Below are 19,599 nucleotides of genomic sequence, written 5' to 3'. Positions count from 1 at the left end.
GTTCAGCCCAGTGCCTCAAGGAAGCGTCGGCGCCAGTCCGATACGTCGTCGCGTAGCAGTCCTTCCATCAGCTTGTGATGGCGGTTGCGTCGTTCGTCGAGTGGCATCGTGCGCGCCTGCTCCAGTGCGCCGGCGACTTCCTCGGTGTCATACGGATTGACCAGCAGCGCGTCGCGCATCTGTTGTGCAGCCCCGGCGAAGCGTGAAAGCACCAGCACGCCGGGGTCTTTCTCGTCCTGGGCCGCCACGTATTCCTTGGCCACCAGGTTCATGCCATCACGCATCGGCGTCACCAGCCCGACGCGGCTGGCGCGATACAGTCCGGCGAGTCGTCGTCGTGGAATCGCTTCGTTAACGTAGCGGATCGGCACCCAGTCCACCTGTCCAAACCGGCCGTTGATGTTGGCGGCGTGCTGCTCCAGTTCCCGGCGAAAATCTTGGTAGGCGGCCACTTCACCGCGGCTGATCGGCGCGATCTGCAGATACGTAATGCGACCATGTGCAGCGGCTTGGCTTTCCAGCAGCAGCTCATAGGCGTTCATCCGTCGCACCAGGCCTTTGCTGTAGTCGAGCCGATCAACGCCGATGATCTGGTCGCGATCGCGCAAGAACTCGCGCAGTCGCAGGTATTCGCGTTGGCCATGCGACGAGAATGCAAAGTCGTGATAGCGCGCGGTGTCGATTCCGACCGGAAACGCCCTTATATTGAGACGTCGACCGAAGGCCTCCATCCAGCCGTCGCCGACCGTACCGCCGAGATCCTGCTCGACGTAGGACGCCAGCCGCTTCACGTCATCTTCGATCTGAAACCCAACCAAGTCGTAGTCGAACAGGCTGCGTACCAAGCTGCGATGCTGAGGCAAGGTCGTCAGCAGCTCGCGCGGCGGAAACGGAATGTGCAGAAAGAAGCCGAGGCGCTGCGTGACACCCAAACGGCGCAGTTCGGAGCCCAACGGGAACAGGTGATAGTCGTGGACCCAAATCAAGTCGTCGTCGCGCAGCAGGGGGCTGAGTGCGCCGGCAAAACGCCGATTGACGCGCTGATAGGCTTCAAAGTGCGCGCGGTCGTATCCGGTCAGATCGAGCCGGAAGTGAAACAGGGGCCACAAGCATCGATTGGCGAAGCCTGAGTAGTAGGCGTCGTGGTCCTCTTGGCTGAGATCCACGGTGGCCAGCGTCACATCGCCTTCCTGGCTGACGTTGGCGGTGTCCGTACTCTGGTCCGCCGTCTTGCCGCTCCAGCCAAACCAGAGACCGCGCTTCTCCCGCAGCGCGTCGACCAAGGCCACCGCCAGACCGCCGGCCAAGGGTGCGCCGCGCACCGAGCTGATCCGATTGGATACGGCGACGAGGCGCGGACTCATTGTGCTGCCTCAAGATGCGTGACGCTGTCTGCCAACCATCGGTGGACGGCCGATACGTCCCTGAGCCGATACTGCGCCGCACTCGGCTGCGAACCGACGCGGATTCCGCTGCCGCCGAGTGCCTGCGCGGCGAGGATTGCGTCCTCGTCGGTGGTGTCGTCGCCGACGAATATCGGGACTCTCCCGGAAAATGGCGGCGTCTCGGAGAGTCGATGCAGGCCCAGGCCCTTGTTGATGCCGGTAGGGCGCGCTTCGATCACGCAGTGGCCCATGATGGTGTCGAGTCCATAGGCGGCTGCCAGGCGTCGCATCAGCCCCTGGCATTCGTCGGCGCGCTCGGGCGCCAGGCGATAGTGAAGGGCGACGGCGCCCCCTTTGTCTTCAATCAGTACGCCCGGCACACGGGTGAAGTGAGTGGCGAGTTCAGCTGCCAGCCGCCGCATCTCGGGCGGGGCCCGTTCGATGTCCTGCGCCGACGACTGCAGTCGGATCTGGGCACCGTGCAGGCCGGCACCGCATAGCGTCAGTGGTGCCAGCAGCGGATCAACGGATTCGAGTCGACGACCCGTGATGATTGCCAGAGCCCCGTCCAGCAACTGATGCAACGAGGCCAGCAGCGGCAGCAGTGAGGGTGCGCATTCGACCCGATCGGGGGTCGATGCCAACTCGACCAAGGTGCCGTCAAAATCCAGATAGAGTGCTGATGACGCCGTCAGTGGCGGCGGCTCGCGCCGGCGGGTAGGCGTCGAGTCCGCAGACGGGATATCGACCCGCGTGGTGGTGGTATTGCCTTCCATAGCGATGCCAGCTTAGCCGCGGCAGCCGGCCCGAATCTGAACCAGATCGGTCGGCCGGTCTCAACGCTTGAGCTTTGACAGGCCATTACCTAGAATGCGCGGCTCTGAGCAAAGCCCTGAGGCCTGCTCATGTCGCCCAGTCGGAAGTCCGACGGGTCCAATGGAGATAGCAGCATCGCCCAAGAACGTGAAGACCGACGCAACGACCAGATAACGGCGCTGCGAGTTCGAGTCATCGACGAAAACGGCGAGCAAGCCGGCATCATGCTCACGCGTGACGCCATTGCCCGTGCCGAAGAGTTGTCGATGGACCTGGTGGAAGTCTCGCCCAACGCCGAGCCCCCGGTCTGCAAGATCATGGACTACGGCAAGTACGTCTATCAGAAGGACAAGGCTCAGCACGCTGCGAAGAAAAAGCAGAAGCAGATCCAGGTCAAGGAAATCAAGTTCCGTCCGACGACCGAGAAGGGTGACTACGACACCAAGCTCCGTTCGGCACATGCGTTCATCGAAGATGGCGACAAGGTTAAGGTCACCGTCCGGTATCGTGGTCGCGAAATGGCCCACCAAGAGTTGGGCATGCAGTTGATGGACCGCGTCCGCAAAGACCTCGAAGAGGTCGCCGTGGTCGAGCAGTACCCCAAGATGGAAGGTCGTCAGGCCGTCATGGTCCTGTCGGGCAAGAAGCGCTAGGCGCAAGCCTGGACGCGAACCGGCCGTGGTGGCCGGTTCCATAAGAAGTCCCGTCTAAGCGGTTTAGGCGGGCCCGGTCAGCTCGGGTGGTTCCGATGTGACGCCGGCAATCAAAACTGGAGTATCCAATGCCCAAGATGAAAACCAACAAGGGCGCAGCGAAGCGCTTTTCCAAGACTGGAAAAGGCGGCTTCAAGCGCAGCCACGCTTTCAAGCGCCACATTCTGACCAAGAAGAACGGCAAGACCATCCGCCAGCTGCGCGGCGAGACCCAGGTCAATCCCTCCGACGTCAAAGAAGTGAAGCAGCTGCTTCCGTACGCCTAAGGAGACTGATCAATGGCTCGTGTAAAACGTGGTGTGACCGCTCGCGCTCGTCACAAGAAAGTTCTGAAGAAGGCCAAGGGTTACTACGGCGCACGCTCACGCGTATTCCGTGCGGCCAAGCAGCAGGTCATCAAGTCCGGTCAGTACGCCTACCGCGATCGTCGCGTCAAGAAGCGCGAGTTCCGCGCGCTGTGGATTCAGCGTATCGGCGCTGCGACCAAGGAACTGGGTCTGTCCTACAGCCTGTTCATCAACGGCTTGAACAAGGCTGGCATCACGCTGGACCGCAAGGTGCTGGCCGATCTGGCCGTCAACGACAAGCCGGGTTTTGCGGCGCTCGTGGCGCAGGCCAAGGCGCAGCTGGCGTAAGCAACCCGACAGGTGTGAGCCGTGCATTCGCTGCCGGCTCGTTACCGTGAGTGACCAGGGGAGCGCCGCAAGGCCGCTCCCCTTCTTTTTGGCGGTGGGGAATTTCGCATGACGGATTCGCTGGATGAGCTGCAGGCGCAAGCGCTGCAGGAGATCGAGGCAACGGGCGACGCACGCGTACTCGAACAGCTGCGTATCGACTACCTGGGCAAGAAAGGGCGCGTCACCGAACGCCTCAAGCAGCTCGGCACGATGTCGCCCGACGACCGCAAGACATTTGGCGACCGCGTCAATCGTGTCAAGGATGCGGTGTGGCGTGCGATCGAGGCCCGTGCGGTGCTGCTCGCCGAAGCCGCACTGCAGGCGCAGCTGGCGGCCGAGACCATCGACGTCACGCTGGCCGGCCGCGGCGACGGCGTCGGCGGCATTCATCCGATCACGCGCACGATACGGCGCATCGAACAGCTGTTCGGTGAGCTGGGTTTTGCCACCGTCGAAGGCCCGGAAATCGAAGACGACTTCCACAACTTCGGCGCATTGAACATCCCCGAAGCGCATCCTGCGCGAGCGATGCAGGACACGTTCTACGTCAAGGATGGCGGCTATGTGCTGCGCACGCACACCAGCCCGGTGCAGATCCGGACGATGGAGCGCTATGTGCGCAACGGTATCAAGCCGCCGATCCGGATCATCTGTCCGGGTCGCGTTTATCGAGTCGATTCCGACCGGACGCACAGCCCGATGTTCCATCAGGTCGAAGGCTTGTATGTGGCCGAGAACGTCGCGTTCAGTGATCTGAAGTACGACTTGATGACCTTCCTGTCGCGGTTTTTCGAGCGTGACGCTGAAGTGCTGTTCCGCCCGAGCTACTTTCCGTTCGTGGAGCCGGGCGCCGACGTCCACATGAAGCTCGAAGGACGCTGGCTGGAGCTGCTGGGCTGCGGCATGGTGCATCCCAAGGTCTTTGAAGCCGTTGGCCTCGACCCGGAGCGCTACAGCGGCTACGCGTTCGGCATGGGCGTCGAGCGCTTGGCGATGCTGCGCTATGGCGTGAACGATCTGCGCCAGTTCTTCGAGAACGATCTGCGCTTCCTCGAAGCCTTCAAATAGAGGTCTGCTCCAATGAAAGTCTCCGAAAACTGGCTGCGTGAGTGGGTCAATCCGCAGGCGAGTGCGCAACAGATCGCCGAGCGTCTGGTCATGGGAGGTCTCGAACTCGAGATCGAACCCGCCGTTGCCGAGCCGTCGCAGCAGGTCGTTGTCGGGCGCATCGTGTCAATTGCTCCGCATCCGAATGCCGAGCGGCTGCGGGTTTGCACCGTCGACGCCGGTGCCGCCGGCATGCCGACGATCGTCTGCGGTGCGGCCAATGCGCGCGTCGGTCTGCTTGCGCCTTGCGCGCTGCCGGGCGCCACGCTGCCGGGCGGCGTCAAGATCAACGTCGGTGACCTGCGTGGTGTCGAATCCCAAGGCATGTTGTGCTCGGCCAAGGAACTGGGCCTGGCCGAGAAGTCCGATGGCTTGATGGAGCTCGACGCCGAGGCGCGTGTCGGTCAGCCGATCGAGCAGTATTTGGGTCTCAATGACCAGATTTTGAATCTCGAGCTGACGCCCAATCGCGGCGACTGTTTGTCGGTACAAGGTTTGGCGCGCGAAGTGGCCGCCTTGTATGCGTTGCCGTTGTCGCGTCCGCGCGTGAAATCGGCGGTCGTCGTGCACGACCAGCGCTTTGCCGTGGAGTTGGAAAGCACGACCGACTGCAGCAACTTTTCCGGCCGCGTCATCAACGGATTGAACCCGAAGGCACACACGCCGGACTGGATGCGCGAGCGACTCCGCCGCAGCGGCATCCGCAGCATTCATCCGCTGGTGGACATCACCAACTACGTGATGATCGAGCTGGGCCAGCCGATGCATGCCTACGATGCCGACAAGGTCAAGGGGACGGTGCGCGTTCGCAGGGCCCGGCCCGGCGAAACGCTGCGCTTGCTCAACGACGCCGACATCAAGCTCGACCACGCCGAACTGTTGGTGACCGACGACAATGGTCCGCTCGGTTTGGCGGGTGCAATGGGGGGCGCAGCGTCAGCCGTCAGTGCGACGACCACTCGAGTGTTCTTCGAATCGGCCTGCTTCGGCATGCAGGCCGTCGCCGGTGTTGGTCGACGCCACAAGATCACGTCCGATGCGCTGTATCGCTTCGAGCGCGGCGTGGACCCCGAGTTGCAGCGGGCCGCATTGGAGCGCGCCAGCGAGCTGGCGATCCAAATTTGCGGTGGTGAGGCGGGACCGATTACCCATGTCGGCCGGACCCAGCCCGAGCCGGTTCACGTGCGTCTGCGCCGCTCGCGACTGGTGCAGCTGACCGGTCAGGAAATTCAAGCGCGCGAAGTCGAAGCGCTGCTGTCCCGGCTGTCGATCACGCTGACCCAGGAAGACAGTGGTGCCTGGATGGCGCGCGTACCGAGCTATCGCCATGACCTTCGCATCGAAGCGGATCTGATCGAGGAGGTGGCGCGGCTGTACGGTTACGACCGCATACCGGCCCGTCCGTATGCCGCCCAGTTGGCGCCGTCGCGTCCGTCCGAGCGCCAGCGTAGCGGCGCCCGGGTGGTAGACCTGCTCGTTGCACGCGGCTGGCAGGAAGTACTGAACCTCGCATTCGAAGAGCGGCGCATGCATGAGGCACTGACGCCGCAGATCCACGCGATCCCGCTCGACAACCCGATTGCCGAAACCCACTCGCTGATGCGCAGCACCTTGTGGAGTGGCTTGATCGCATCGTGGCTGCACAACCGGGCCCGGCAGGTCACCCGGATGCGGCTGTTCGAATCCGGTGTCTGTTTCGCAGACGTCGACGGCCATATCGTGGAGACGGCGCGCCTCGCCGGTCTGGCCTCGGGTACCGTCGCCAGCCGCCAATGGGGTGTGCCTGCACGAGCGGTCGATTTCTACGACATCAAAGCCGACGTCGTGGCCCTGCTGGAAACCAGCGGCGCGCCGATCGCTTTCCACGCTGCCGAACATCCTGCTTTGCATCCCGGACAAACCGCGCGCATCACGCTTGGCGGAGAGCCTGCTGGCTGGATCGGCCGACTGCATCCTCGCGTGGCCCGAGCGCTCGATCTTCCCGAGCAGCCGTTGCTGTTCGAACTCGACTGGACCGCGCTGTCGCAGGCGCGGATGCCGGCGCCGGGCCAGCTCAGCGAGTTTCCTTCATCTCGTCGCGACCTGTCCCTGATGGTGCCCTCTGACGTACCGGCACAAGCGTTGTGCGACTTGGCGCGACAGGCCGGCGGCGTCCATCTGATGCGCGCCAATGTGTTCGACGTCTATCGCGCGGACGACGGTGATGCGTCAGCCAAGAGCGTCTCCTTGGAGTTGCATTTTCAGGACGCGTCACGCACCCTAACCTTGGACGAAGTCGACGCTGCGGTAGCCGTCATTGCGCAGTCTTTGCATCAAGGTTTTGGGGCAACCGTCAGGGCCTGAAGGCTTGTTCGAAACGCGCGGGTGGTTTAGGGAGAGGGCACTGTGGCATTGACGAAGGCAGAACTCGCGGAGGCGCTCTTCGACGAGTTGGGGTTGAACAAACGAGAAGCCAAGGAGTTCGTTGATCTGTTCTTCGAAGAGATCCGTGAACGGCTCCAAAGTGGCAAGGAAGTGAAATTGTCGGGCTTCGGCAATTTCGAACTCCGCAACAAAAATCAGCGTCCCGGACGCAATCCCAAAACCGGTGAAGAGATCCCGATCTCGGCCCGCCGTGTGGTGACGTTCCGTCCCGGCCAAAAACTTCGTTTGAGGGTTGAACTTGATGCGACCGGCTGAGCTCAAGGTTGAGCTGCCAGAGATTCCACGCAAGCGCTATTTCGCCATTGGTGAAGTCAGCGAACTGTGCGACGTCAAGCCGCATGTGCTCCGCTATTGGGAGCAGGAGTTTCCACAGCTCAAGCCGGTCAAGCGTCGCGGCAATCGTCGCTACTACCAGCAGGACGATGTCCTGATGGTGCGCCGCATCCGCAGCCTGCTGTACGAGCAGGGCTTCACCATTGGTGGCGCACGTCTCCGTCTGAAGGAAGGCCAGGCCAGCGCGGCTGCGTCCTTGCGTCCGTTGACGGCTCCGGCCGCTGCCAACAGTGTTGTCGACGCGGGCGAGCGCAGCGCAGCCCCGCGCCGCAACTCCGAGATCAAGAGTCTGCGAGCCGACCTCGAGTCATTGCTCAAGCTGCTGCCCGAGCGGTGACAGACAAACGCCGCCGCAGACCGGCGGGCGGCGTTTGCATCCTTTGCACCAGCGCCGCCATCCGCTAACATGCGCGGCCTTCCGAGAACCGGCGCGGCTTCCCTCAACCGCGGCAGTACCGGTCTTCGGCAAACGTTTCATCCGGTCGGGGCGTAGCGCAGCCTGGTAGCGCATTTGCCTGGGGGGCAAAGGGTCGCAGGTTCAAATCCTGTCGCCCCGACCAATTCCTTGCCACGTCGTATCATTCGACGTACCCACTGGGGCTGCCGCAAGGGCTCGTCTTGAAATCCATTCAGGTTCTGCTGGCCGATCCGCACCCGTTGATTCGGGCTGGACTGCGTTTGCTGCTGACGCAGATGCGCGGTGTCACGGTACAGGCCGAGGTCGGCACGGGCACCGAGTTGCTCGAGCAACTGACGGCTCGCCGTCCCGATGTTCTGATCACCGAGATGAATGTGCCGGGCGCCGCCGCGATCGAAGTCGCGCGTCGCATCGCAAGGCACTTGCCGGGCGTGCGCGTGCTGCTGTTGTCGACCCAGATCGACAGTGCGCAAGTGCAGTCCGCACTAAAGGCGGGCGTGCTGGGATTCGTGTCCAAGGCCGGCGATCCGGCGGAGCTGGAGATCGCGCTCCGTGCCGTTACCAACGGCAATCCTTATTTGAGCCCGCATTTCGCGCGATTTGCGATCGACCGGCGCCGCAGTCGCCAGGACGTCCACAGCGTCAGACTTCCGACGCGTCAGCGTGAGGTCCTGCAAATGCTGGGCCGCGGAAAAACGACCAAGGAAATCGCATCGCTGCTGGGCCTGTCGGTCAAGACCGTTGAAACCCACCGCGCCCGGTTGATGCAGGCCCTGGACCTGAACAATATCAATGCTTTGCTGCACTATGCGGTTCGGCACGAAGTCGAGGACGGCACGGCGGTGTAGCGCTCAGGTGCAGCGGACTTCCTGCCGATCGGCGTTGCCGATGGATCAGGTTAAACCTGACAATCGGTCGGGTAATCTCCGATTTGTAGTCTCTCTATGCGGCGCGACGATGCTCCCAAGAAAGAGCCTCTACAGGGCTCCGGGGTTGAGGAGAGCGCCATGAGCAACATCAAGCCGCACCAGAGAATGCAGGCCGGTCAGTCGCAGGTGATGACGCAGCAGTTGCTGCAGTCGATTCGCCTGCTGCAGCTGACGTCGCAGGAGCTCGAACTCGAAGTCCGACAGGCGCTCGACTCCAACCTGATGCTCGAAGCCGACGAAGTCGAAACCCAGGACGATGCCTTCGACAGCGCAGCGGACGCGGTGCTTGAACCGGAGATCGCGCCGTCAGCGCTCGAGGTAAGCGGTGCCGACGCGGGTGCGCGCGAGCATGTCGAGGCCGATTTCGATTGGTCGAGTAGCGAAAGCTGGAGCGGCGGCGAGCCGACCGACGAAGAAGGCGAGTCGGCAGCATCACGTATTCCGGACGCGTTGCCGACGGACCCGCGCCTCAAAGTGCTCGCGCAATTGCAGTTGCTGGTCAACGACGCGCGCCAAGCCGAACTGGTCGCGGCGATCATCGATGCGGTCGATGACAGTGGCTATCTGAGCGTGTCGCTGGAAGAGCTGATCCAGACCTTGCCGGTCGCTGCTGGCTACACGATGGACGAATTGCACACTGCGCTGCAGTTGGTGCAGTCCTGCGAGCCCACAGGGTTCGCCGCCCGGGGTCTGGCCGAGTGCCTGCGCTTGCAGCTCGATGCGCTGCCGACCCGGACGCCAGGGCGCGCGTTGGCGCTGCGCATCGTCGACCAACATCTCGAGGAGCTCGGCACGCTGACCGAGCACGCGCTGGCGGTGTTGCTCGACTACCGCATCGACCAGATTCACCAGGCACTGGCCTTGATCAAAGCGCTGGACCCCAAGCCGGGCGCTGCAGGCGCAATGCCGGCCCAGGCGGTCGAGCCCGAGGTGATCGTCACCGGTCAGCGCGGGGCCTGGAAGGTCGAACTCAATTCGGGAACGCTGCCGCGCGTCCGGATCAATCGCAGCTACGAGCGCGCGATCGGCACCGGGGCGGGTCAGCACCGGGCATTGCGCGACCAGCTCAATGAGGCGCGCTGGCTGGTTCGCGGCCTCGAAATGCGTCACGAAACCTTGTTGAAGACGGCGCGCGTCGTGTTTGAGCGTCAATCCGGCTTCCTACGCTCGGGCGAGGAGGCGATGGCACCGCTGAACTTGGCGGACGTCGCCGAAGCCATTGGTATGCACGAATCGACCGTTAGTCGCGTCGTTGCCAACAAGTACGCCCTGACGCCTTGGGGAGTCTATCCGTTGAAGGCATTCTTCCCCGTGCAGATTGCAGGTCGCGACGCGGATACGTCGGGCACCGCGGTACGCGCGATGATCCGCAAGATCATCGACGCCGAAAACCGCGGCAGTCCGCTGTCCGACGGCGACGTGGCAGCGCTGTTGGCTCGTCGCGGTGTGACCGTTGCGAGACGAACAGTGGCAAAGTATCGAGAGGCGATGCGGATCCCGTCCGCACCGCTGCGATTGCAGCGGCCACAGGCTGTGGCTGGATGATCCCTAACGGTCACACCCATTGGGTCGGCGGTGGACCATTGATGAACGGAAGCGACATGAAACTGCTGCGTACCTTGCTCGTCGACGACAACCAGGCTTTCCTGGCGTTGTCCAAGCATCTGTTGGCCCCGATGCCGTCCGTCGAAGTCATCGGCTTCGGTTACGACGGTTTTGACGCGGTGCGTTTGGCCGAAGAACTGCACCCCGATCTGATCATCATGGATCTGGTGATGCCCGGCATGGGGGGCTTGCAGGCGACGCGCTTGATCAAGGCGCAGGAACGAGCCCCGCAGATCGTCATTGCAAGTTACTATGACGACGCCGAACACCGCGAACATGCCGCTGCGGCAGGCGCTGACGGCTTCGTTGGTAAAAACGCTTACGAAGCGCAGATTTCCCAGTTCCTCGCGGCGAACTTGAACCGTTAGACCGCGGGCTGATCCCGACTCCATGTCCGAATCGCGTGTCCTGATTATCGATGGCGATGCCGAGCGTTCGGCTGCGCACGCTGCGATCCTTCAGTTCATCGACTATCGCCCCGTAGAAGTCGCCAGCGCGACGGACATCGTCTTCAGCGATCATCGCCCCCAGGACTGGATTGCGGTCATCGTCGGCAGCGAGGCGGACTTCGACCGACTCAAGCGCTTCGTCGATTGGCTCAAACGCGACCGCTATCACCCGCCGCTGCTGGTGCTGCAGCCGTACTTCGATCGCGCCGTTGAGCACTTCGGGCTCGACGAGTCTGCATTGCTGCCGCTGGAAGCGCCCGTCAAATACACCCAGCTCAACGAACTGCTGCGCCGCGCCGGACTGCTGCGGATGGATCGCGAGGCCGCGGCAGTACGCCGGTCGGGCCCGACCGGCAACTCGGCCGCGATGCGCCGCGTTCGCCAGATGATCGCGCAGGTCGCCCCGTTCGATTCCACGGTGCTGGTCACCGGCGAATCCGGGACCGGCAAGGAAGTTGCCGCACGTGCGATTCACGATCAGTCGGCCCGGCGCGAACATCCATTCGTCGCCGTCAACTGCGGGGCGATCCCATCCGAACTGCTGGAATCGGAGCTGTTCGGCCACGAGAAGGGCGCGTTCACCGGTGCCATCACTGCGCGCAAGGGTCGCTTCGAGATGGCCGACGGCGGCACGCTGTTTCTCGACGAAATCGGCGATATGGCGCTGTCGATGCAGGTCAAGATCCTGCGTGTGCTGCAGGAGCGCACCTTCGAGCGCGTCGGCGGCACGCGCAGCCAGCGCTGCGACGTCCGCATCATCGCCGCCACGCATCGCAATCTCGAGGAAGCCATCATCAAGGGCAGCTTTCGCGAGGATCTGTACTACCGACTGAATGTGTTCCCGATCGAGATGCCGCCGCTGCGTGAGCGTCTCGAAGATTTACCGCTGCTGATGGATGATCTGACCAAGGCCATGGAGCGCAATGGCCACGGCCAAGCGCGCTTGTTGCCCGATGCGATCCATGCACTGCGTGCCTACCATTGGCCCGGCAATGTTCGTGAGCTGTCGAACTTGTTCGAACGCTTGGCGGTGCTGCATCCGGGACGCGAAGTCGGCGCCGCCGAACTGCCGCGTCAATACCGTGGTGCCTTGGCAGCGGCTCCTGTTGCGCCTGTCGTGATGCCGATGCCGATCAGCCGTGACGAGCCGCGCGGCGGCGCCAATCCCGCGGCCGAACTCGGTGCACTGCAGGCGTCGCGCGTCGCCTCACTGAGCGAGTTGCCGCCAGAAGGCATGAACCTGAAAGACCACATCGAGGCCATCGAGATGACGCTGATCCGTCAGGCACTCGAGAAGTCCGATGGCGTCGTGGCCCATGCGGCCAAGCTGCTGAACACGCGGCGCACGACGCTGGTCGAAAAGCTGCGCAAGTACGGCTTGTCGCGCGACCTCGGCGACGAAGACGTCGCAGCGGAAGCCGAATCCGAGCGCGTCAGCCGCCTGCGTAACAACTAGCCACGCGCTTGCGTAGTACGAGCAAGCGTGAGCGCTTGCGGCTGTGCCCCCCAATATCGATGAATCGCCGTCCCTGACCGCGCGGCGGTCTGCGGACCGAATCCGCTGCTTGGCATGCGGAATCGATCCGGCTGGCCTGGCAGTGTTGCGGATCGATCGATGGTTCCGGGTTTTCGCGTCGACGATCCGACGCCGAGATCACCCGGGCGACGCAAACTCGCGTCGGAATCACGGCGCATCCCTCTGCCGCCTCATTCCAGGTACCGGGCACACGGCTTGCCAGTAGGCCTGCGTCTATACCGGAATTCGGGCTACACGCAGATGAGCAGCATCGACATCAACAGCGTGCTTTCGCAGATTCGTTCACTGAATCAGCAAGTCGGCGTGCGTCCGAGCATCACGCCTCCGCTGTTGACCGGTGAGGCGATCGGTACCGCAGCAGCCAAGCCGGCCGAAGGCTTCGGCGCAATGATCCAGAGCGGCATCAAGCAGGTTGCCGCGGCGCAGAGCGAATCCGGCCGTTTGCAGCAGGCCTTCGAGCTCGGTGACCCCAATACCGACCTGGCGACCGTGATGGTGGCCTCGGCCAAAGCCCAGGTGTCGTTCCGCGCGATGGTTGAAGTCCGCAACCGTGTCGTCAGCGCGTATCAGGACGTGATGAACATGCCGCTCTAAGCGGCCACCGCACCACCGAGACGACGATGAACTCCACGATATCCACTCACTCGATGCTGCCGCCTGGTGGGGAACACGCTCATGGCTGAGGTGGCCACCACTGGCGCGATGGCCAGCCTGCGTCAAATGCAGGGATTGAAGGATGTGCCGCTGCTGCGCCAACTGGCGATGTTTGCCGGCGTCGCGATCGCCGTGGCGCTCGGCCTTTCGCTGTACAACTGGACGCAGAAGCCGCTGTACGTGCCGGTCTATCCCGGCCTGTCGGACACCGATTCGGCTGATCTGGCCGATGCACTGCGCACGGCGAACATCGACTTCCGGCTCGATGGTGGCAGTGGTGCCGTGACGGTGGCGCCAGACCAGGTGCATGCCGCGCGGCTGAAAGCGGCCGCGCAGGGCCTGCCCAAGGGCGGCGCGCAGGGCTTCGAGATGATCCAGCAGGATCAGGGTTTTGGCGTGTCGCAGTTCATCGAGAACGCGCGCTACCAACTCGCACTGGAGACGGAGCTGGCGCGCACGGTGTCGAGCCTGCAGCCGGTCAAGAGCGCGCGCGTCCATCTGGCCGTGCCCAAGCCGAGCGCTTTCACCGGCGGCAGCCGCGGTGCGGCCTCGGCGTCGGTCGTTGTCGAACTCAAGGCCGGGCGCCAGCTCGAAGGCAACCAAGTCGATTCGATTCAGCACATCGTCGCCTCCAGCGTGCCCAATCTGTCGCCGACGGCAGTGACCGTGATCGACCAGTACGGCCGGCTGCTCGGCAGCGACAAGGACAACGACGAGTTCGCGCAGAGCACCGAGCAGTATCAGTACACCCGGCGCGCCGAGGCGGACTACGTGCGGCGCATCGAGTCGCTGATCGCGCCGATGGTGGGTGCCAATCGGCTCAGCGCACAGGTCGCAGCCGAATACGATTTCTCGGTCACCGAAGAAGCGCGCGAAATCTACAACCCGCAGAACTCAGTGGTCCGCAGCGAGCAGACCAGCGAAACCCAGCGCCGCGACGGCAGCACGACGGAAGCAGCGGGCATTCCGGGCGCAACCAGCAATCAACCGCCGCCGGCCGCGCCAGCGGCGGCCAACGCCGGCGCGCCTGCCGCAGCCGCCGTTGCCGCTGCCGCACCGGCCACGCCCACGCAGAGCACGCGCTCGGAAACCCGCAACTACGAAGTCGATCGCACACTGAGCCACACGCGCCAACAGCTGGGCCGGCTCAAGCGGCTGTCGATCGCGGTGCTGATCGATAACCTGCAGCGCGTTGATGCCGAAGGAAAGCCGACCAGCGTGGCGCTGACGGCCGATGAACTGGCCAAGGTGGAAGCCTTGGTCAAGCAGGCGGTGGGCTTCGACGCCGCGCGTGGTGACACCGTCACGGTGCAGAACGCGCCGTTCGTGGTCGAGCCGGTCGAGCCGCAGCCGGAGCTGCCGCTGTGGCAACGCAGCGATGTGCGGGACTACGCGCGTCAGGGTGCCGGCGCTATTGCGGTGCTGTCGCTGATCCTGTTCGTGCTGCGGCCGATGCTGCGCACTCTGATCAGCGGTCGTCCGCGAGACGATGCACCGCGCGCACTGGCCGTCGCCGCCGACGGAGCGCCGGAAGCTCTCAGCGGCGAACACTTGGCGGCCGATTCCCTATCGCTGACGCAGCAGCCCGCCGCGATGACGACGGCGTCGATTGGCGGTCCGGTCGGCACGGCGTCAGCAGCGCAGGCGGCCCTGCCGTCGTCGGCTTACGAAGCCAACTTGAGCGCAGCACGTACGGCGGTGACGCAAGACCCGAAGCGCGTCGCGCAACTCGTTAAAACCTGGTTGAGTGAAGATGGCTGAGCCCAAGGCAGACAACGGCAAGATCTCCGGCCCGGAGCGCGCAGCGATTCTGCTGATGTCGCTGGGTGAAGGTGAGGCTGCGCAAGTGCTCAAGCATATGGGCGCCAAGGATGTGCAACGTGTCGGCCAGGCGATGGCATCTCTGGCCAACGTATCGCGCGAGCGCGTCGACCACGTCGTGACGCGCTTCGTCACCGAACTCGACACGCAGACCTCGATCGGTGTCGGCTCCGATGACTACGTGCGGCGCGTGCTCGTCGGCGCGTTGGGTGAGGACAAGGCCGGCAGCTTGATCGACCGTATTCTGCTGGGTCGCAACAGCAAGGGACTCGAAGCGCTTAAGTGGATGGAGACGCGCGCCGTCGCTGACTTGGTTCGCAACGAACACCCGCAGATCGTCGCCATCGTGCTGGCGTATCTGGATTCCGACCAGGCCGCCGAAGTGCTCAGTCTGTTGCCCGAGCGGATGAAGAGTGACGTGCTGATGCGGATCGCACGCCTCGACGGCATCCAGCCTGCTGCGCTGCGCGAGCTCGACGAGATCATGGAGAAGCAGTTCTCCGGCGGCACCAACCTGAAGTCGTCCAGCGTTGGCGGCATCAAGGTCGCCGCCAATATCCTCAACTTGATGGATTCAACCGTCGAGTCGGCCATTCTTGACCGCATCAACGAAATCGATACCGATCTGTCGCAGCGCATCCAGGATCTGATGTTCGTGTTCGACGATCTGGGCGATGTCGACGACCGCGGTATCCAGGCGCTGATGCGTGAAGTCAACGGCGATTTGCTGACGATGGCGTTGAAGGGTGCCGATAGCCGCGTCAAGGACAAGGTGCTGAAGAACATGTCCAAGCGCGCCGCCGACATGCTCGTCGAAGACATGGCCGCCAAGGGTCCGGTGCGGCTTGCCGACGTGGAAGCGGCGCAGAAGGAGATCTTGTTGATCGCGCGGCGTCTGTCCGAATCGGGCGAGATCCAGCTGGGCGGCAAGGGAGACGACTTTGTCTGACGCGTTGAATCAGGCCGACGCGCTGGCGTTCAGCGAGGCGGGTGCATCGGCGCGGCGCTGGGAAGTGCCGCTGCTGAGCTTCGGTCAGAATGTCGAAGACCAGCGGCCACCGCCGACCGCTGCCGAGATCGAAGCGATCGAAGCGGCGGCCCATGCAGACGGCTATGCCCGCGGACTTGCCGAAGGTCGCGCCGAAGGTCGTCGCCAAGGCGCCGCCGCCATCGCCGAAGAAGCTCAGCGGCTGCGCCAGTTGATCGCCCATCTCGCGCAGCCGCTGGCCGATCTCGATGGCGATGTCGAGCGAACGCTGGTGGCGCTGACGATCGAAGTCGCGCGTCGCTTGGTCGACGAGCAGTTGCAACTGGATCCGGGCTTGACCGCCGCTGCCGTGCGCACCGCCATCGCCAGCCTGTCGCCGCCACCGCGCGAAGTCCGCGTCCATCTGCATCCCGACGACGCGAGCTTGCTGCAGGATCTGCCGGCGCCAGCCGACGTCACCTCATGGCGCTTGGTGCCCGATGCCGGTCTGCGTCGTGGCGACGTACGCTTGGTGACCGAAAATGCCGTCGTCGATGCCTTGCTCGATACGCGCCAGGCCGGTGTCGCTCGTGCACTGATGGGCGAGGGCGAATGAATACCGCCAGTCATTGGCAGCAGCAGCGCGACCGCAAGCTCGGCAGCGCGCTGCGCAACGCGCGCAGCCGCGTTGCGGAGTCGCAAACGGTCGTCGTCGAAGGTCTGCTCAAGCGCGTCACCGGTTTGACGCTGGAAGCCGTCGGCTGCCAGGTGCGTCTGGGCAGTCGCGTCAGCGTACTCAACGCGGACGGCGGCGCAGTTGAGGCTGAAGTCGTCGGCTTTTCCGGCGACCGCACCTATCTGATGCCGATCGGCGATCTGCGCGGGGTTCAGGCCAATGCGCGCGTCGTGCCGCTGTCGAAGACCGCCACCGTGCCGGTCGGCGACGGCTTGCTCGGCCGCGTGCTCGACGGCGAAGGCCGTCCGCTCGACGATATCGGTCGCTTGGTCTGTGACCGCGCCACGGTCGGGCAGGCGCCGATCAATCCCTTGTCGCGAGAACCGATCCGCGATGTGCTCGATACCGGCGTGCGTGCGATCAACGCGCTGCTGACGGTCGGCCGCGGTCAACGACTCGGGTTATTCGCCGGCACCGGCGTCGGCAAGTCGACGCTGCTGGGCATGATGACGCGATACACCAATGCCGACGTGATCGTCGTCGGTCTGGTCGGCGAGCGTGGTCGCGAAGTGCGCGACTTTCTCGACCATAGCCTGGGCGAAGAAGGTCGACGCCGCGCCGTGGTCGTCGCCACGCCGGCCGACCGCTCGCCGATGCAGCGCCTGCGCGGCGCCTGGCTGGCGACGTCGATCGCCGAGAGCTTTCGCGATCGCGGCAAGAACGTGCTGCTGCTGATGGACTCGCTGACGCGGGTTGCCCAAGCGCAGCGCGAAATCGGCTTGGCGATTGGTGAGCCGCCGACCACGCGGGGCTATCCGCCCAGCGTGTTCGCGCTGATTCCGAAGATGGTCGAGCGGGCGGGTAACGGCACCAAAGGCGGCGGGTCGATCACCGCGTTCTACACCGTGCTGACCGAGGGCGATGATCCGCAGGACCCGATTGCCGATACCGCGCGTGGCGTGCTCGACGGTCACATCCTGCTGTCGCGGCATATCGCCGAATCGGGCGTGTTTCCGGCGATCGACGTCGAAGCATCGATCTCGCGCGTGATGCAGAGCATCGTCAGCAACGAACACCAGCTACTGGCGCGACGCTTCCGTGCGCTGGTATCGACGTATCAGCGCAATCGCGACTTGATTGCGATCGGCGCGTATCAGCGCGGCTCCGATCCTCGCGTCGACGAGGCGCTGGCGTTGTGGCCGCGTGTCGAAGCCTTTCTGCGGCAAGACGTTGCCGAGGGTGCCAGCGCCGATGTCAGCCGCAGAGCCCTGGCCTCGATCTTCGCGACTTGAATCACCATCGCTTGACCACTCGGGATATCGCAGATGCTGAAGCAGAAACGCCTGGAACCGATCCACGATCTGGCCGAACGCCGCGAGGACGAGGTTGCACGGGAGCTTAGCGAAGCGCGCCAGCAGCTGGCGCTGCGCGAGGCGCAGTTGCGCGAGCTGGAGGGTTATCGCGAGCCGTCGACGGCGGCGATCAGCGCCGAGATGCTGCGCAATCGTGAAGCATTTCGGCTGCGCCTGGCGGACGCGATCGTCCAGCAGCGGCGTGTCGTCGAGCTGGCACGCCGCCATGTCGAGCAGACACGTCAGCGATGGCTGGCCTCACATCAGCAAACACAGCTCTACGACAAGCTGATCGACCGTGCTCGTACGCATGAGCAGGCCGAACAGGACCGCCGCGCACAGCGCGAGCTCGACGAACTGGCCTTGCGCGCGTCAGCGCTCCGAGCACGGTGATGAATGCATTGAACGTGGCGGTCGTCACGGGCGCTGTCGCGATGGCGACCTCGGGTTCCGTCACCGCGCCCGATGCGGCGCGCGCGACACGAAAGCCCGCCGAGGCGCGCAATGAACCTCGATTTGATGACTACTTGGACGGTAACGACTCAGCCGGGTCTGCTGCCGATGAGCCCAGCACCGTGGTGAAGGCGGACGATTCAAGCGCGACGTCCGAGTCAGATGAGGTCGCCGACGAGCGCGTCGAGGATGGATCGCCCACGGGCTTGGACCTGGTGTCGACCTTGCTGCAGACGATACTGGCGATGCCGCAGCGTCAGACCCCGGACGGCGTGCGGCCGTCGTTCGACACCACCGTGGCAGGTAACGCCACAGGCGTCGAAGTCATCGCGCTGACCGTTGCCGACGCAGGCGCCGGCGGCAACGGCATGCCGCCCGACGCGACGGCACCGGTAACGGCGTCCAACACGATTGCGAACCTGACCTCACTGGCTGCCACTGGCGTCGACGCCGAAGCGGCCAGCCGCACGACCGACGCCGCAGCAGCATTGCGATCCGATGCGACGCCGGTTGCAGACCTAGCAGCGCTGTCCTCAGACCGCGCCGATGGCGCTGCGCTCGATGCGCTGATGGCGCTCACTGCCGCCGCACCGCCTTCAAGTCAGACCGGTGTCGCACCGACCCCGTCAGCTGCTCCGACTCATTCACTGCCGACGGCGCCCGGCGAAATCGTCGAACCGCTCGCCGAGCAAATCGTCTGGATGACCGACAGTGCCAAGCTGCAGGCGGGCGGCCTGCAGGAGGCCAGGATCAACCTGCATCCGGCCGAGCTCGGTAGCCTGCAGATTCGCGTTCAGATCGACAGCAACGGCAACGCCAAGGTGCTGTTCGACGTCGAGACCCCCCAAGCGCGGCAGGCGATCGAAAGCTCCTTGCCGCAGCTGCGCGAGTTGCTGAGCAGCCAAGTCGTGATGGCGACCCACTCGAGCTTCGAGCTGTCGGGTGGCCTGTCGCAGCAGCCGTCCTCATCGGACGCGCAGCAGCGGCCTTCGCAGACTCCGGCCGCCAACCCGGATGGCGAGCCGAGCCCCACCGACGCGCCGAGCGTAGAGCCGGCGCGGATCACGCGTCAGCGGGTGGGGCTGCTGGATCAGTTCGCCTGATCTGGTCGTTTGCGACCGAACATCTGCGCTCGGTCCTTCGGTGACGCATTCCCGACAGGGTCGCATCTCCGGTGATCCTGGGGCTGCCGTCAAATTCCTGTCGTCAACGGGCGTCGCATCCTGAAGCGAACCGGCATCGCCTGTCTCCACGGCTGGCACAGCGCTTGTACTAAGCGCTCG

Annotated in this window: 20 protein-coding genes and 1 tRNA gene; 19 read left to right on the top strand and 2 right to left on the bottom strand. The window is 64.1% G+C overall.

Annotated elements, in window-relative coordinates; translation table 11 throughout:
• Window positions 1-2: 2 nt before the first annotated feature.
• Together otsA and otsB are read right to left on the bottom strand one after the other, a co-directional pair.
• The gene (gene otsA / locus BUB09_RS00495; protein WP_072892768.1) at window positions 3-1,364 is read right to left on the bottom strand and encodes an alpha,alpha-trehalose-phosphate synthase (UDP-forming); all 1,362 of its coding nucleotides are present in this window, start codon (window positions 1,362-1,364) and stop codon (window positions 3-5) included.
• On the bottom strand, window positions 1,361-2,161 hold the full coding sequence (gene otsB, locus BUB09_RS00490; RefSeq protein WP_084083046.1) for a trehalose-phosphatase: 801 nt from the start codon (window positions 2,159-2,161) through the stop codon (window positions 1,361-1,363). Before otsB ends, otsA begins: the two co-directional genes overlap by 4 nt.
• Before the next feature lie 129 nt (window positions 2,162-2,290).
• Here otsB and infC point away from each other — a divergent pair, with 129 nt between their 5' ends.
• The 19 genes from infC (at window position 2,291) to BUB09_RS00395 (ending at window position 19,419) form a co-directional block, all read left to right on the top strand.
• Window positions 2,291-2,854, top strand: coding sequence for a translation initiation factor IF-3 (gene infC / locus BUB09_RS00485; protein WP_072892767.1), 564 nt, complete (start codon window positions 2,291-2,293; stop codon window positions 2,852-2,854).
• A gap of 128 nt (window positions 2,855-2,982) precedes the next feature.
• Entirely contained in the window at window positions 2,983-3,180 is a 198-nt protein-coding gene (gene rpmI / locus BUB09_RS00480) for a 50S ribosomal protein L35 (RefSeq protein WP_072892764.1), read from the top strand.
• Window positions 3,181-3,192: 12 nt separating this feature from the next.
• Window positions 3,193-3,549, top strand: coding sequence for a 50S ribosomal protein L20 (gene rplT / locus BUB09_RS00475; RefSeq protein WP_072892762.1), 357 nt, complete (start codon window positions 3,193-3,195; stop codon window positions 3,547-3,549).
• Between the two features lie 108 nt (window positions 3,550-3,657).
• Window positions 3,658-4,659 carry a phenylalanine--tRNA ligase subunit alpha gene (gene pheS, locus BUB09_RS00470; RefSeq protein WP_072892754.1) on the top strand — a complete coding sequence of 334 codons (1,002 nt, stop codon included), beginning with the start codon at window positions 3,658-3,660 and terminating at the stop codon, window positions 4,657-4,659.
• Window positions 4,660-4,671: 12 nt separating this feature from the next.
• The gene (gene pheT / locus BUB09_RS00465) at window positions 4,672-7,041 is read left to right on the top strand and encodes a phenylalanine--tRNA ligase subunit beta (protein WP_072892753.1); all 2,370 of its coding nucleotides are present in this window, start codon (window positions 4,672-4,674) and stop codon (window positions 7,039-7,041) included.
• Between the two features lie 42 nt (window positions 7,042-7,083).
• The gene (locus BUB09_RS00460) at window positions 7,084-7,377 is read left to right on the top strand and encodes an integration host factor subunit alpha (protein WP_072892752.1); all 294 of its coding nucleotides are present in this window, start codon (window positions 7,084-7,086) and stop codon (window positions 7,375-7,377) included.
• Window positions 7,364-7,792 carry a MerR family transcriptional regulator gene (locus BUB09_RS00455; RefSeq protein WP_072892751.1) on the top strand — a complete coding sequence of 143 codons (429 nt, stop codon included), beginning with the start codon at window positions 7,364-7,366 and terminating at the stop codon, window positions 7,790-7,792. The genes BUB09_RS00460 and BUB09_RS00455 overlap by 14 nt, the downstream gene beginning before the upstream one ends.
• 146 nt (window positions 7,793-7,938) lie before the next feature.
• Window positions 7,939-8,015: transfer RNA gene (locus BUB09_RS00450), tRNA-Pro, on the top strand.
• 58 nt (window positions 8,016-8,073) lie between these two features.
• Complete coding sequence (locus BUB09_RS00445; RefSeq protein WP_072892750.1) at window positions 8,074-8,721, top strand: response regulator; 648 nt, start codon at window positions 8,074-8,076, stop codon at window positions 8,719-8,721.
• Window positions 8,722-8,880: 159 nt separating this feature from the next.
• On the top strand, window positions 8,881-10,347 hold the full coding sequence (gene rpoN / locus BUB09_RS00440) for an RNA polymerase factor sigma-54 (protein ID WP_072892749.1): 1,467 nt from the start codon (window positions 8,881-8,883) through the stop codon (window positions 10,345-10,347).
• Between the two features lie 56 nt (window positions 10,348-10,403).
• The gene (locus BUB09_RS00435; RefSeq protein ID WP_072892748.1) at window positions 10,404-10,775 is read left to right on the top strand and encodes a response regulator; all 372 of its coding nucleotides are present in this window, start codon (window positions 10,404-10,406) and stop codon (window positions 10,773-10,775) included.
• A 22-nt stretch (window positions 10,776-10,797) separates the two neighbouring features.
• On the top strand, window positions 10,798-12,312 hold the full coding sequence (locus BUB09_RS00430) for a sigma-54 dependent transcriptional regulator (RefSeq protein WP_072892747.1): 1,515 nt from the start codon (window positions 10,798-10,800) through the stop codon (window positions 12,310-12,312).
• 321 nt (window positions 12,313-12,633) lie between these two features.
• The gene (fliE, locus tag BUB09_RS00425; protein WP_072892745.1) at window positions 12,634-12,987 is read left to right on the top strand and encodes a flagellar hook-basal body complex protein FliE; all 354 of its coding nucleotides are present in this window, start codon (window positions 12,634-12,636) and stop codon (window positions 12,985-12,987) included.
• An 81-nt stretch (window positions 12,988-13,068) separates the two neighbouring features.
• Window positions 13,069-14,808: a flagellar basal-body MS-ring/collar protein FliF gene (gene fliF, locus BUB09_RS00420; RefSeq protein ID WP_072892743.1), complete on the top strand. Its 1,740-nt coding sequence runs from the start codon at window positions 13,069-13,071 to the stop codon at window positions 14,806-14,808.
• Window positions 14,801-15,817: a flagellar motor switch protein FliG gene (fliG, locus tag BUB09_RS00415; RefSeq protein ID WP_072892742.1), complete on the top strand. Its 1,017-nt coding sequence runs from the start codon at window positions 14,801-14,803 to the stop codon at window positions 15,815-15,817. The genes fliF and fliG overlap by 8 nt, the downstream gene beginning before the upstream one ends.
• Window positions 15,810-16,451, top strand: coding sequence for a FliH/SctL family protein (locus BUB09_RS00410; protein ID WP_084083045.1), 642 nt, complete (start codon window positions 15,810-15,812; stop codon window positions 16,449-16,451). Before fliG ends, BUB09_RS00410 begins: the two co-directional genes overlap by 8 nt.
• On the top strand, window positions 16,448-17,803 hold the full coding sequence (gene fliI / locus BUB09_RS00405) for a flagellar protein export ATPase FliI (protein ID WP_072892741.1): 1,356 nt from the start codon (window positions 16,448-16,450) through the stop codon (window positions 17,801-17,803). The genes BUB09_RS00410 and fliI overlap by 4 nt, the downstream gene beginning before the upstream one ends.
• 33 nt (window positions 17,804-17,836) lie before the next feature.
• Entirely contained in the window at window positions 17,837-18,256 is a 420-nt protein-coding gene (gene fliJ, locus BUB09_RS00400; RefSeq protein ID WP_072892740.1) for a flagellar export protein FliJ, read from the top strand.
• Window positions 18,256-19,419, top strand: a complete 1,164-nt coding sequence (locus tag BUB09_RS00395) for a flagellar hook-length control protein FliK (RefSeq protein WP_072892739.1) — start codon at window positions 18,256-18,258, stop codon at window positions 19,417-19,419. The genes fliJ and BUB09_RS00395 overlap by 1 nt, the downstream gene beginning before the upstream one ends.
• Window positions 19,420-19,599 lie beyond the last annotated feature (180 nt).

Source organism: Hydrocarboniphaga daqingensis, from assembly GCF_900129825.1.
Lineage (GTDB): Bacteria > Pseudomonadota > Gammaproteobacteria > Nevskiales > Nevskiaceae > Hydrocarboniphaga > Hydrocarboniphaga daqingensis.
The sequence above is the reverse complement of the archived record's forward strand: the minus strand, read 5'-3'. Positions and strand labels throughout refer to the sequence as shown.